General features: G+C 41.3%; 18 protein-coding genes. All 18 read left to right on the top strand.

What is annotated here, in order from left to right:
- Positions 1–580 precede the first annotated feature (580 nt).
- The 18 genes from AC1XUO_RS18820 to AC1XUO_RS18735 all read left to right on the top strand — a co-directional run bounded on the left by AC1XUO_RS18820 (position 581) and on the right by AC1XUO_RS18735 (position 14,052).
- Positions 581–1,114 carry a hypothetical protein gene (locus AC1XUO_RS18820; protein WP_483331318.1) on the top strand — a complete coding sequence of 178 codons (534 nt, stop codon included), beginning with the start codon at positions 581–583 and terminating at the stop codon, positions 1,112–1,114.
- Positions 1,111–1,563 (top strand): hypothetical protein, encoded by a 453-nt coding sequence (locus tag AC1XUO_RS18815; RefSeq protein ID WP_483331317.1) that lies wholly within the window; start codon positions 1,111–1,113, stop codon positions 1,561–1,563. The genes AC1XUO_RS18820 and AC1XUO_RS18815 overlap by 4 nt, the downstream gene beginning before the upstream one ends.
- A 38-nt stretch (positions 1,564–1,601) precedes the next feature.
- Complete coding sequence (locus AC1XUO_RS18810) at positions 1,602–1,976, top strand: hypothetical protein (RefSeq protein ID WP_483331316.1); 375 nt, start codon at positions 1,602–1,604, stop codon at positions 1,974–1,976.
- A gap of 20 nt (positions 1,977–1,996) precedes the next feature.
- Positions 1,997–2,266 (top strand): hypothetical protein, encoded by a 270-nt coding sequence (locus AC1XUO_RS18805; protein ID WP_483331315.1) that lies wholly within the window; start codon positions 1,997–1,999, stop codon positions 2,264–2,266.
- A 120-nt stretch (positions 2,267–2,386) separates the two neighbouring features.
- Positions 2,387–3,682: a S49 family peptidase gene (locus AC1XUO_RS18800; RefSeq protein ID WP_483331314.1), complete on the top strand. Its 1,296-nt coding sequence runs from the start codon at positions 2,387–2,389 to the stop codon at positions 3,680–3,682.
- Between the two features lie 43 nt (positions 3,683–3,725).
- Positions 3,726–4,703 carry a hypothetical protein gene (locus AC1XUO_RS18795; protein ID WP_483331313.1) on the top strand — a complete coding sequence of 326 codons (978 nt, stop codon included), beginning with the start codon at positions 3,726–3,728 and terminating at the stop codon, positions 4,701–4,703.
- A 69-nt stretch (positions 4,704–4,772) separates the two neighbouring features.
- On the top strand, positions 4,773–5,231 hold the full coding sequence (locus AC1XUO_RS18790) for a hypothetical protein (protein WP_483331312.1): 459 nt from the start codon (positions 4,773–4,775) through the stop codon (positions 5,229–5,231).
- A gap of 58 nt (positions 5,232–5,289) precedes the next feature.
- Positions 5,290–5,838: a hypothetical protein gene (locus AC1XUO_RS18785; RefSeq protein ID WP_483331311.1), complete on the top strand. Its 549-nt coding sequence runs from the start codon at positions 5,290–5,292 to the stop codon at positions 5,836–5,838.
- Between the two features lie 52 nt (positions 5,839–5,890).
- The gene (locus AC1XUO_RS18780; RefSeq protein ID WP_483331310.1) at positions 5,891–6,091 is read left to right on the top strand and encodes a hypothetical protein; all 201 of its coding nucleotides are present in this window, start codon (positions 5,891–5,893) and stop codon (positions 6,089–6,091) included.
- A 70-nt stretch (positions 6,092–6,161) separates the two neighbouring features.
- Positions 6,162–7,025, top strand: coding sequence for a DUF948 domain-containing protein (locus AC1XUO_RS18775; protein WP_483331309.1), 864 nt, complete (start codon positions 6,162–6,164; stop codon positions 7,023–7,025).
- A gap of 2 nt (positions 7,026–7,027) precedes the next feature.
- Positions 7,028–7,753 carry a hypothetical protein gene (locus AC1XUO_RS18770; protein WP_483331308.1) on the top strand — a complete coding sequence of 242 codons (726 nt, stop codon included), beginning with the start codon at positions 7,028–7,030 and terminating at the stop codon, positions 7,751–7,753.
- Positions 7,728–9,389 carry a hypothetical protein gene (locus AC1XUO_RS18765; protein WP_483331307.1) on the top strand — a complete coding sequence of 554 codons (1,662 nt, stop codon included), beginning with the start codon at positions 7,728–7,730 and terminating at the stop codon, positions 9,387–9,389. Before AC1XUO_RS18770 ends, AC1XUO_RS18765 begins: the two co-directional genes overlap by 26 nt.
- 267 nt (positions 9,390–9,656) lie before the next feature.
- Positions 9,657–9,968: a hypothetical protein gene (locus tag AC1XUO_RS18760; protein WP_483331306.1), complete on the top strand. Its 312-nt coding sequence runs from the start codon at positions 9,657–9,659 to the stop codon at positions 9,966–9,968.
- Positions 9,969–9,973: 5 nt separating this feature from the next.
- Complete coding sequence (locus AC1XUO_RS18755; protein ID WP_483331305.1) at positions 9,974–11,314, top strand: hypothetical protein; 1,341 nt, start codon at positions 9,974–9,976, stop codon at positions 11,312–11,314.
- A gap of 63 nt (positions 11,315–11,377) precedes the next feature.
- Positions 11,378–11,704, top strand: coding sequence for a hypothetical protein (locus AC1XUO_RS18750; RefSeq protein ID WP_483331304.1), 327 nt, complete (start codon positions 11,378–11,380; stop codon positions 11,702–11,704).
- Entirely contained in the window at positions 11,698–12,642 is a 945-nt protein-coding gene (locus tag AC1XUO_RS18745; protein WP_483331303.1) for a DUF6712 family protein, read from the top strand. The genes AC1XUO_RS18750 and AC1XUO_RS18745 overlap by 7 nt, the downstream gene beginning before the upstream one ends.
- A 10-nt stretch (positions 12,643–12,652) precedes the next feature.
- Complete coding sequence (locus AC1XUO_RS18740) at positions 12,653–13,540, top strand: hypothetical protein (protein ID WP_483331302.1); 888 nt, start codon at positions 12,653–12,655, stop codon at positions 13,538–13,540.
- Positions 13,537–14,052 carry a hypothetical protein gene (locus AC1XUO_RS18735; protein WP_483331301.1) on the top strand — a complete coding sequence of 172 codons (516 nt, stop codon included), beginning with the start codon at positions 13,537–13,539 and terminating at the stop codon, positions 14,050–14,052. Before AC1XUO_RS18740 ends, AC1XUO_RS18735 begins: the two co-directional genes overlap by 4 nt.

The raw sequence follows: 14,052 nt of genomic DNA, 5'->3' as shown, positions 1-14,052 counted from the left end.
CTGCCCGGAACTTCCGGGCTTTTTTGTGCCATTCCCGGTTCCCTACAACCCTCCAAATCAAAAAGGCTTGTAATTTTTGTAATTTTGTAATCTTTCTTGATAAGTATGCTTAAAAGTCTGAAAATCAGTAATTACTAATATTTTATTCTTTTGTAATTTAAATTATAGAATTACAAAAAGTTTGTAATAACTATATCTATTCAAAACAGCTTCGGTTACAGAATTACAGGATTACAAACTTTTTTTGGCTGATTACAAAATGAAAAAATAGAAATTGCTTCGCAATTTGTTGATAATAAGATAATTACAAACCGTTACAGAATTACAAAAAAAAATAGAGTTTTGACAGATTTGCCGTGAAGTGTTGAATGCTAAAATATTCCTCGAATGTGACGGATAATAACCTGCGGGCTAAATAAAGTACAATGGTATTACCAGAACACGTCTGGAAAGGTTCGATTCCTAAAATTTTCAAGTAAAATGTATTAAAATGTGTCTTTATGTAACAAAATGATACATTCAACCTACGGGATTTCGTTAATAACCCGTAAATTTGGAAGTGATTAAATCTTCTCGACGTATGATATCGGAAAAAGCAGTAGCGAACCGTAGGATTGAACATTCGATGCCGTGCACGTTGCCTGTAAAAAAGTATATTGAAAAATGGGCACCGGGTCCATACTTTGCCGTGAAAGATGACTTTCTTGGAATGATGCTGATAAATTCACTGACCAGAAAAACAAAACAGGTTCAGGCGTATACGGGAATGGATTGTGGAAAAAGAAAGTTTGACCAGTCGTGGAAGTTTACGGTGCCTGTCCGGTATCAGGATAATGTCGTTTTACCAGCGCGTCGGGTGATTGAATTCAATAACTTTATCGAAAAAGTTATGAAGATTGAGCTGATCACAAACATGGAGCAGCTGCGCACGGAAAAAAACGTGTTTAACATTCACCAGGCCATTAATGAATTCAGGGAAAAATACGGACTTTACGATAAGGACTTGAGTGACGAAGGTTTACGCAAAATGTATTTCCGGTTCAGAAAAGGAACCGGCACAATCAATTCTGAATTTTCAACTTTTTCTCCTGGCATGTTGCTGAAAGGCTTATGAACGATATCGAATCAAATTTATGTGAATTACCTACGGGCGTCAACACGCTGGAATTCATGCCCAGGCACGGGATTGACATTTGGGAAGGTGTTCAGCCATTTGCAAAGCCTGGTTTCCGTTGGTATGGGATCCGTGCATTTAAAAACTCACTGATATACAAACAACCCACCGAGATAAATGAACAAGGAGCGAGCAACCGGGTTACTGTGAGTTGCCTTGTTATAAGTGATTCGCAGGAACTCGCGCAGCAGCTTGACGAAATGATGCGCATGCGTTTTGTTCTGCGCCTGACGCATTTTGATGATAAAAAAAGGATCATCGGAACATCAAAGCAATTTTGCGAATTGACCAGTACCGAGTACGAAGCGCCGGAAATCATTGGTGCGCAAGGCTATCGGCTGACATTTACGGGTGTTTTTGATAAGCGGCCTGTGGTGGTTGTTGGGTAAATTGTTAGATTTATAAATGCTAAACCAAAAGAGAATTCATGAGATTAGTCGACAAAGAAGAATTTTTGACATTACCCGGCCATACATTTTATAGTTTGTATGATGCTGAAACGGGTATAATGGAAGAAATGGTTTTAAAAAATGGCGGGTTGCTTCCACCTGATTGGAGTTTGATGCCTTTTACAAGTAATTATAAAGAACTGGATTCAAGTGAAGTAGAACGACTGAAAGCGGAAGTAGAAAGGGAAAAATCAGGAAAATATCAGTTTAAAGAATTACCGGAAGGAGAACGAGAATATGCAGATGAACAGCTTTTTGCAATAATGGAGCAAATTGACATAGAACTTCTAATACTGAAAATGAAAAGAATTTTGGAGATTGGGTATTTTGTGAAGTTTGAAACTGCGATGTAATAAAAATTTTATTTTGCAACATGAAAAGAGAACAATTAATACAAATAGCACAGGTAGCATTTCCTGAAAGAGTAAAGCAATTTATAAACTTTGAAAATGCCGAAATACATTCATCGAGCGGGGTTCACAGGCTTTATGATAAAGACACTCCATTTATTCTTATGCTCCCAAAAGAGTGTTATTTTGCTGTATTTATTGGTGAACATCAGTTCATACAAATACAAGTAGAGAATAAAGCATTTAATCATTATGCAGCTATAAAAGAAATGGAACGGTTGGGGCTGGTTTAATTTACAGTCTCGTATTGGAAGCGATGTTCACGACACCAATGTCGTGAACATCGCTTTTTTATGTCCCATTGAAAAGTTTGGTTCACTTATAAGTTTGTGTTCGACAATTAGCAATAAAAGATGCCGGACGTAAACACTTCTTCCCATGCGTTACTGACAATGATTAGCCGGTGCCTTTCCGGGCACTGGTCAATTGATCCTTCCTGGTTATTACAACATGCCGATATGGTTTTTCGCCATGAGAATGCAGGCGAACAAAGCGCAGTATGGCCTAAAATGCAAAGTTCTATGATGATCAGTGACGCCGGAATATATTCCGCAGCTGGTGAAGGTGGAACAATTGGTAAAGGTCAGGCTTTGGGCGTTATCAATGTTGTAGGTCCTATTTACAAATACGGTTACAATTCGTCAAAGAATCTCATTGCATACCTCAATGTAATGGCATCTGATGAACGGGTAGGAGGTGTAAAAATCATCATGGATTCCCCTGGTGGAATGGTGCATGGTACTCGGGAAGTATATCAGGCAATTTTGAATTATCCTAAACCTGTTTTAAGCGTGGTGGATGGATATGCAGCCAGTGCTGGGTATTATCAGATTGCAGGTAGTAAACGAATTGTAGCAGTTCAACCCAATGATCAAATTGGGAGTATCGGGACATATCAGACCATGGCTGATTGGAACACCTACTTTGAAAGTTTCGGACTTTCGCTTTATGAAATCTACGCCGACGCTTCTTCTCAGAAAAATGAAGAATCACGCCAAGTATTTGAATCAAAAGGCAAAAACACCGAACTGGCTCAGAAGCAGATTACGTCTTACAATAACTTTTTTCTGGCTGATGTAAAAAATGGCCGTGGCGATAAGCTAACGGGTAAAGGGCAGGATCCTTTCAAGGGGCGGATTTTCTTCACTGCTGATTCGATAGAAAACGGGTTAATCGATGATCAGGTCAATAATATCGAAACGCTCGGATTATTGGCTGATATGGTAGCAACAAACAAACAATCAACTATACAGATGTCTTTTTTTTCAGACCTAAAACAACTGATTAGCAAACACGAGGACAATGATTCTCCGAATGCTAACACGGATGCGCCTGAGGCAGCATCTGTTGAACAATTAACTGCGCAAGTTCAAACACTCACAAAACAACGTGATGATGCGACGGCAGCAGTTTCAACGCTAACGAAAGAACGCGACGATGCAAAAGCATCCGTAGTCACACTGACAAAGGAGCGCGACGAAGCAAATGTTTTGGTGGCAACTTATGGTGCGCAACCTGGTGCAACGCCCACCACAGTGAGCAAAACGCAGGATGAAACTCCAAAAGCGGAAGGCGAAACGAAGACTACGCAGGAAATTCTTGACGATTTACCTTCTGAAAAGGAAGCGAAAGCGATGGGGTTCAGATAGTCGCATTTAACTAATTACACTTCATCCTCAAATTAATAATACAATGACTGTTTCAGAAATAGTTACCGCGTTTGGTGCTTATTACCTTAACAACGGTCAAAACCAGAATGATATCCGCATGCAGTTAATGCGGGGTTTTGACACGCAGCAGGTATTCACCCAAGTTGTTACGGATGATACGATCTGGCGCGCCGCAGAAGGTAGCCATTCCAGTATTGTTCAACCTTTTCAGGTAGCGTTTACACCAAAAGGTTCCGCAACATTTAAGCCGGTTGAAATCCGTCAGTACAATATGAAAGCTGATTTGCTGGAATATCCTGACACGATCAAACAAAACTGGTTGGGCTTCCTGTCAAGCACGAACCCTAAACGTTCAGAATGGCCGTTTATCAAGTACTGGATTGATCAGATGGTTGTCCCACGTATCCAACAGGATATTCAGCTGAATGAAATCGGACGTGGTGTTTACGTTGCGCCAACTGTTGGTAATCCTGGTGCTGATGGAACCGCAATGAATGGTATTTTGAAAGTATTGGCTGACCATATCACGGCCGGTCGTATCGTGCCGATTGCTTTGGGAGCTTTGCCAACGGATCCGGTTTTACTGGTGGAATATTTTGAGACATATTTCAAATCCATTCCTATGCAGTACCGTAACGTTCCGATGAATACGTATGTGCCGGAATGGGTTATCCTGGAATACAAAAAAGGATATGAGAAGAAATACGGTTTGCTTACAAATGCAGATACAACGTCTGCCGGTGTTACCAAAATCCGTTTCTCAAACCTTACGCTGGTTGGTTTGTCTTCATTGAACTTGAAGGCTAACGGAACGCCTAATGACCGTTTCTTCACTACGCAGAAAAGTAACGCTATCATGCTTACCAAAGGGCTTCAAAACTCAAAAGGTATTTTTGATATTCAAGCGTTTGACCGTGGCGTTAAGCTGTTAACAGACTGGTGGATCGGTATCGGTTTCGTTATTCCTGAACTTGTCTGGACAAACGACGGCGCAGCCTGATTTTAACATTGACGACCTTCCCTGATATCAGGGAAGGTCGATTGTTTAACCTTTTTATCAAACAAAGAAATGGCTGCGAAAGAACTGACCATAGAAGAATTAAAAACCTTGCTTACTCAAAAAGAAGCCGAGATAACGGATTTGAAAGCACAGGTTGTAGGAGCGAATTTGATTATTGAAGAATCGAAAAATACGCTTACCGGTAAAGATGCCGAGATTGTATCGCTGAACGAAAGTCTTACCGAAAAGGATACCCAGATCGACGGTTTAAAAACTGATTTACATTCGAAAGAAAGTGAATTGAATGACGCGGCAACACTTATCGGAGAACAGCAGGCGCAATTGTCTCTTGAAGATAATTTCTCTGAATCCGTTCAGTTTACCCACGATAAAAAAAAATACCGTGTAAAAGTGCCTGTATTCAATGTGGCCGGTGTAAACACAACAGCGGAACAATTGAAGGACAACAAGATACTTCAAAAGCAATTGGTGGATTCGAACAGTAGCATCCTTGAATTGTTGAAGTAAGCTGAAAAGCTTCGTGTTTATAAAAATTATTTAAAGAGCTTTTTTAACAAATACATATATGTGTGAAGTTTTCGATGTACTGCTAGGTGATGATTGCGGAAGCAACATGGGCGGTACCAAATTGAAAGTACATATTGCGGCTTTTAATGATATTCTCACTTTTGGAGCGCCGGTTGCAAGTCCGAGTGTACCAGAAGATGCCTTTATCATTAAAACTCCTCACATTTTCAAAACAGGGAAGTCTTGGAAAACGCTGATGCTTACCAAGAACAGCGGTGTCAATAACATTTCTCCTGGTGGAACGAATTCAGGAGCAAAGGTTTACAGTTTTGTATTCCAGTTACCATCCAAAAATTTGGCGGCTCTGGCTTTGTTCAATCAGGTTGCAAACGGTGTTTACCCTGTTCTTTTATTGGTAGAAGATGCAAACATGCCGGATGGGATGTATGATCAGATCGGTACCAGTAAAATTTATGCAACAATGACCGCTCAAAAAATTGGTGGTACCAATGACGGTGACGGTGGCATGTACGAATTTACTGTCGCCTGTACGCAGCCTTCACGTTTGATGTACAACTCAACGGTTACGCTGACACCAGCCGCATAGTTTAATAATTTCAGTCACTAAGCAGAATTATTCTGTGTAAAATAATTGCAATATGGCAGCAGTAAATAATGAAGTGGTGGGCGTTGAGCAAGCTCCGGCACCCAAAGTTCCAAAATATAAAGTGGTGGGTTTGGAAATTAGTGATCACATGCCCGTTGAGCATAAAGGCGTGATGTACGACTTTGCGAAACTCACTGATGAACAGTTAGAATTTTTGAAAAAGGATGACTGCCAGTACCTCTTTAAAGGTTAAGTAAATTTTTGGTTTAGTAGCAAATCATCCGGGCGCATTGTGGTCGGATGATTTTTTTTAATAGCCGCTTATGACAAAAGAATACCAATTGCAGGTGGATGCCTGGCTGATGTCTGAAAACTATACCGATGGCTTACGACTTTGGAAACAACGGTATGGGGAAAATATCGTGTACAAAGCGCTTTGTTATGGGCCGAACGATTTTAACCGGGAAAAGATGCGAAGCGGGTTGACCGATGGCAATGAAAAAGTCGCCACTGTGCCCGACAAAGAACCGGATAAGGTTAAGGAGTTAGAAAAGTCGGTGGAAGTCCTGGGTGACGAACTAAGCGACATTACCAGTGAAGTTTCTGATCTGGATGATAAGTACAGCACGATATCGGATGATGTAGAAAATCTGGAAGGTACTGTCAACAGCATGGAAGATGATCTGGATGAAGTTAAAGATACCGTTCGTGAGCTGGGGGATCAGGTGAAAGCCTTTCTGGATAAAAACAAAAAGCCTGCTCTGGTTTTGCCGAAACGGGCTGAGATTATCAAAAATCTTCCCAAAGAAGTACAGGAATGGAAGAAATCAACCTACGGGCTAATGGACGAACGGACGCTATTGAAAGAGCGTTTGCGGAACCTTCCAGATCCTTACCGAAGGGAAGACAGGCACGAAGCAGCTAAACGGATCATGGATATCACCGACGAACTTGATGTGCTATTTGGTAAGATCGGGTATTACGAAGAGCACGGCAGGGTACCTTCAGATGAAGTTTTGGATGATGACGGTCAGGTATTTCCAAAACGTTATTTGAATTTAAGAACCTATGTGAGCCGCACCAGGAAAAGACTTTCAAAGCAAACGGATCCGATTGCTAAACAGTCGCTTGAAGATCAGATTAATAAGTGGATGCAGGAAATGAAAGAAATTGAAATCAATTTATAGTTATGATAGGATTCACGCCCAAAGGAGTATTAAAGGAGGTTCTTGATGATATAAAAAAGCCTACTCCAAAAGAAAAGGTACAGAAAAAGAAATTTCCTGCAAAACTGAAAAGTAGCATCATTACGCGTTTTAATGATGATTTTGACACCATTTATGAAGCTTACACCAATCCCAAAAAGAAAGATAAATTATCGCTGACGCAAAAGAAACAGCTTGCCAGATGGAAGTTTGCCAGGCAATGGTTTAGCGAATTTCAGCCCGCAAACGATATTGAAGTAGTTAATGCTTTGCGAGAGGAATACGGGATTAGTCAGCGTCAGGCATATATTGACGTAGCCAATTGTAAGAGGCTGTTTGCTTCCATTGAACAGGTGAATGAAGAATTTGACCGGATCATGTTTATTGAAGGGATTAAGCGTTTGCGCTCAAAAGCCATAAATTACGGAGATCCGAAGGGCTATGAAGTTGCAGCCAGGTGCGATGCCACCATGGTAAAGGTAAAAGGTTACGACCGGGACAAACAGCAAATGCCGCAGCCTATTACTGTTGTGACGGAAATTACAGCCGATTTGACTGTACTTGGTTTAGAGCCAATTGCAAACCTTCCTGTTTATATCAAAAGCTTCTGGAAGAAAAAAGAAGAAGAGAAAATGGCCGAGATTGAGAACATTGACTATGAAGACATTTTAGATAATCCACGCAATGAGCGAGAACATACAAGGCAGTAAGCTTTATCAAAATATTGCTCAATTGCGCGTGAATGCAGTTGACGCAGCAGAATCGGTCCATGTGATGGGTCGTGGTACCGGTAAAACTGTCGGTATTCTTGCACCCAAAGCACATAAGGCAATGACCCTTATGCCACGGTCTGCCGGGGTGAATGTTGCCGAAAGTTATATGCAATTACTGGATAGGACTTTGCCGCCGATGATCATGCGTTGGCAGGAAATGGGCATGAAACGTGATGTTGATTTCTGGGTCAGGAAATTCCCCCCAAAGAATATTGGATTAGTCATGCCATACATGGCGCCAGAAACCGCAGAGCACAGTGTTTTCATGCGCGTGGACCGTTATAATATCTCAGTGATGCGGATGGTCAGCCAGGATCGTCCGGGTTCAAGTAATGGTATGTCTGTGGATTGGATCATGGGTGATGAAGTCAAGTTTTTAAATAAAGAAAAACTGGATAGTGAGTTGATGCCAACGAACCGGGGGAATGAGCGGTATTTTAAAGAATGCCACTTGCATCATGGCGTTACCTTCACAACGGATATGCCGACAACTTCCGGCGCAAAATGGATCCATGAATATGAAGAATACGTTGATAAAGATGCTATTCAATTAATACTTGCTATTCAGCAGCAGATCAATATCATTAAAGTAAATGGCAGGCATAGAGGACGTTTAACCAAAACCGAAGTATCTGAAATAAATTTTTACGAAAAGGAATTAAGCAAGATCCGAAAACAAACCATCTTTTATTCAGAGGCGAGTACGCTGGATAATATTGACGTTTTGGGGCTGGATTATGTCAAAAGGTTAAAACGTACGCTTCCTGAGTTCATCTTCCGTACGTCCGTTTTAAATGAACGTCCTGGGAAAGTTGAACATACTTTCTATCCTGATCTGGCAGACAGGCACTTTTACAATGCGATTGATTACAGCTTTGCGGATGGGATGGAAGAAGATAAGTACGGCAAAGGTAAGATGAATGATTGCCGTAAGGATCTTGACCTCGATAGAAGTAAGCCATTGGAGGTAGGGATTGATGTTGGTGGACGTATTAATGTACTGGTAGTAGGGCAGGAGGTGAACAGGACTTTGAAGATTATCAATGCAATTGATGTTGTGATACCTGGTAAGAACAGGATGAGACACTTAGCAATTGAATTTGATAACTACTATAAATTCTATTATAAGAAAGAGATCATTGTTTACCATGATCATACACACAATCCATCTAACCCGGTAAGTGACAAGAATCCATTGGATGAGTTCACTGATATACTTAGATCAAAAGGATGGGAAGTAACTGAATCATTCATCGGTGCTACTCCATCCTACCGGAATAGGTTCTTTGTTTGGGGTGCATTGCTGAATGGTAATGCATTAAGTGAATCAGAATTCTACAACGTCAAATTCAATAAGGATAATACAACCATCCTGCGTACAGCCATGGAGTGTACCAAGTTCGCGCTCGGTGGAAAGACTGGCTATGAAAAGGATAAGCGTATGGAGAAAGATAGTACAGCCAATCAGCAGGAGGCACCGCATTACAGTGATGCAGCTGATACGCTGGTGTTCGGTATGATCAAGTGGCGCAGGCATGGTACCAAGTATGAATCATCACTCATAGAATTTTAGCACAAACTTTTTGAGAGGCAGCAGGGGGCACGGTCATACCGTACCCCCTTTTCATATACCGCAGGGCCTGGCGATCCTGTGCAATTGCACCACGCGACAGTGTGTGGCGGGGTCAACTCTGTGGCAAAGCACTCGTTTTTTGAGAAAAATTTTGATAAACGTCTGTAAATCTGGTTTTTGATGAAAAATATAGTGCAAAAAGGCTCTTTTCTGACCTGTTTTATACTGTCCCACTGCAAGCGGTATTTGAGGTAGTAATTTTCAATTATGAAACCTCCAATTAATGTTACTGAGGCTGTTAAAATAATGGATGAATGTAGCCGCGGACACAAACCAAGGCCGTTTCACATTGTTTTTTGTACCTGTGACCGCAGACGTGGCACTGGTGGCGAACGCATTGTATTTGACAGGGCGGTTTTTAATGCAACGCGGAAAGTTGCAGCAGTGGAAGGCAAGGGTAAAAAGCGTGTTTCCCGCGAAAAAAGGTATCCAATTAACCTAAGAAACATCACTTCCAGAGAAATCCGGAGAGTTCACATTGATTTGATCGAAGAATTAAACGGGCATCCCGTACTATAATAAATATGGATATTTTATTTCCAACGGAAAACACTGCAATTCTACCTGGTGGCGCACTGGTATCAATGCTCGACAGTGAACCAAATGCGACACCGACACAGCCGATAGTAAAAGATAACCTGGTGATTAATTCACAGGATATTGTTTTTTGGGGAGACAATAATGCTTTTCCGCAGGATGTTTTACGCCGGGCGCGCAAGAGTACAATTATTCCGACTGCATTGAACTGGAAAGCAAACCTGATCAGCAAACAGGTGCTTCCGTTTACGCAGGATTTTGACGACAACGGCAAAGAAATCCTAACCTATGTCAAGGATGACGAGATTTATGAATTTCTTAATAATCGTCATTTTAAACGGTACAAGTCAGAATCTGCGAATGATATATTTTGGTTTCTTAATATTTTCCCAGAACTGATATTATCCAAGGACCGTAAAAAAATCACGCATATTTCCCCAAATGAAGCGGCATATTGTCGTTGGGGTGCGCAAAATAAAGATACCGGGCTTTGTGAGCATGTTTATGTAAATGCAAATTGGCCGAACGCATACGCAAGTGAAACCGAGACGAAAAAAATACGAGCGCTTGATCCGTACGCATATAATCTGGTTGATTGGACGCGGGAAAAATACACCCGGGACTACAAATTTATCTACCCAAGCAGTTACCCGACACCCGGAAACAGCTTTTACCAGCTGGCACATTGGGATGGTATTCGTGCATCTGGCTGGCTGGATGTTCTTGAACAAGTTCCGGCCGTAAAAAAGGCACTGTTTGAAAACCAGATCACCATTAAATTTCATATTAAGATCCCGCGCGAATACTGGGAAAAGGAATATGGTAAGGCATGGACAAATGGCACATCGGCAGAGAGGAATTCAATCCGTTCCACCAAAATTTCAGAAATAAACCAGCGTTTGGTTGGTTCTCAAAATGCCGGTATTGCCTTTGCAAGTGAATTTGGTGTGAGTTCAATTGATGGAAAAACGATTGAAGGCTGGGAGATTGTGCCAATTCCGGATAAGTTGAAAGACGGCGCGTATCTGGCTGACAACATGGAAGCCACAGCACATTTGCTTTATGCTTTGGGTATTGATCCAACTTTGTACGGTTTCGCTTCGAAAGAAATGGGATCCCGGTCTGGTGGATCTGATAAGCGTGAAGCATTCCTGATTTATATGGCGCAAATGGAGCCTTACCAAGATGTTTTATACGAGCCTTTAAATTTCATTGCAGAATATAACGGCTGGACTAAAAAGCATAAAAATCTTCAATTCAGAACGAAACAAACCATTTTAACAACGCTGGATACCGGAGCTGGCAAAAAAGATATTATTTCTGATTAGGCAGAATAAACTTCTGCGATCGGAGCAGCTATTTTTTATTTTCTAAGAATATTATTCTGTTTCATGAAACTACTGTCCAACATTTCCGACCTACTTATCGCACTGATCTTTTCCATTTTGATAGGTGCCACAAATCCACCATTGTTTTTCAATGAAAAAGAAAAAACGGAGGAAGAAGAAGTGGTGGAAACCATAGAAGTTTTAAGCCCGATATATCAGCTTTTAAAAGCAAATGGATTAATAAAGTTTTATCTGTCTGATCGGGAAATATGGGCGGTTGACCTTACTGCTGCGGTCAGAAAATACAAACGTGTTACCAATGATCCGGGGGCGAAACATGTGAAGGATAAAAATGGATTCAATTACCTTTTACACAACGTACAATGCTGATATCATCCACTGAACAATTAATGGAATTTGTTCCGGTCAGCCTTGACCTGGATTTTAGATCTGTTAAATCTGCGATTAAAAATGCAGAGAAACGTTTCATCATACCGATCATAGGATCCGCTTTTTATAAAGAACTTATTGAAAAAATAGCCAATGAGCAACTTCAAGAGCCGTTTGTCGAATTGATTGAAACGATCAATAGCGCAACGGCTCCCCTGGCTATGTGGGAGCACGCTAAAATCGGCGGCGTTTCCATTGACAGCAGCGGAATTTATAAGCCAAAAAATGACGGACGCTGGAACCTGGGCGATAGTGAGCAAAACAAACTGGAAGGATCTTTTCTTCATACCGGGCTTTGCGCTCTGGATGATATGGTAAATTTCCTTAACGACAATCATACTTCGTTTACTACTTATTCTGAATCCAATGAGCGAAAAAGGACATTTGATACGCTGGTGCCGACCGCCAAAGTGGTGGAAGAAGTATTTACGATGTTATACCCGAATGTAACTTTTCGGGCGATGCAGGAATCAATCAGGTTTGTTGAAAAACGGATAGCCTCAAATATGCAGGAATATCATGCAGCATTGATTGGCAAACCCGAAGCAGATTTAACAAACTTTGATAAGAAATTCAGGGAAGCAGCGCGGACTGCAATAATCTATCTGGCAACATCACGTGCATTGCTTACCAGAACTGTAAAACTTACCGCGCAAGGGCTGGAAGTGATGATGGGTGAACGTACGCAGGTAAGTCAGCCAGAAAATGCACGGATCGAATCTACTGCAAGGGAATACGCATCTTCCGGAGAACTGGAATTGCAAAATTTATTATCGCTTCTTAATGCAAATCCACCTGCCGGGTATTTGCCACCAGTAGTCACCGTTCTAACCGACCGCTGGCAAAATCCGGAAGATTCAAGGATTGTTCTCTTTTAACTAAACCAAAATGCAACCAATCACCTTACGAAATCCGACAACCGGGAAAGAACAGACCTGGGATATACCCACGAAATTTGAAGAACTAACACAGGATCAATACCTGGGCGCTGTTGCTATCCTTAACAATATGCACGAACGTCCGGAATTGCAGTGGGCGCTTATCAGGCTGATCATGAAAATTCCATTGGAGGATTTTCAGTTTTTAAATGAAGTGCAGCGTGTGGAGTTATTAAAGGAACTTCGTTTTCTGGAAGATCCGGAAATGTATCCGTACAAAAGTATGATCACCAGCTTTTCAACACTGCAATACAAAGCGTTTTATGTACCAAGGAAAGTTGCACGTAGCATTGGTACTATTCTGTATGGCCCGGGTGACGGTTTATCTAATATGAATTTCGGTGAATTTATTTCAGCAGAACAAAGGTTGGAAGCTTTTGAAAAGAATCCGGCCGATCAAATGATTTTGAATGAGTTCTGCGGCATTCTATACCGAAAAACAGAAGGCAGTTTGCGCAAGATGAATGATAAACGCATCACTTTCAGGGAAGGATTGATACACGAAAACGGAAAGATTTTCATTAATATCAGTCAGGATGTGAAACGCGCCATTGTCATCAATTATCACGGCGCGAAATCCATATTCCCAAAAATATACCGTAACCTTTTTCCGCCTGAGTTGCAGGATAAAGATGAAATACAACCTACGGAGCAAAAGAAAAAAACACCGCAATCACTTACCTGGTTGAACACCATGATTGCTATGTCTGACAGGGACGTGACCAAGATTAGTCCGATAAAATCTGAATCATTGCATACCGTTTTAAAGGTACTGGATGAAAGTATTTTGCATAATAAAGAAATGAAGGCAGAAGCCGAGAGACACAGAAACAAATGAACAGTTACCCGGAATACACAGATTTTTTCAAAAACGTAGCCAAAAAACTGACCTTGTTAGGGCAGCGGGAGGGAGCGGTAAACCTCTGTTTCATCGATAGTCCGGAACAGGCTGACGTTCTCTTGTTAGCAATCCAAAATAAAATTGACTATCCCGTTTTACTGGTTGAGTTCTATGACGAAGATCCGGATGATCAAAACGGGAAAATTTCACAATTATCTGGTGCTTTTGCTGTAATGGCTCCAAGTGATGAAAAGATAAAAGGGAAAGAAAACCGGGAAAAGATTATTTATGAGCTATGTAAACCGGCCGCTGATCAGATTCTGGCTTTGATGATGAAATTATCTGACGATAGGAAATTTAAGGTAGACGGGAAACCGGCTACGGTATTACCAGCCGCAAAAGGTTTATGGGTTGGTCCGCTAAAAAATAATTTATACGGCTGGCGTTACGAATTCACCTGGCGGATTAATGCCGGTGTTTGTTACGATGCCAATGCCTGGAAGAATTGA

This window comes from Dyadobacter sp. HNCC25DJ186 (assembly GCF_056895235.1).
Note: the sequence above shows the minus strand (reverse complement) of the source record. Positions and strands in the feature narration are given on the sequence as shown.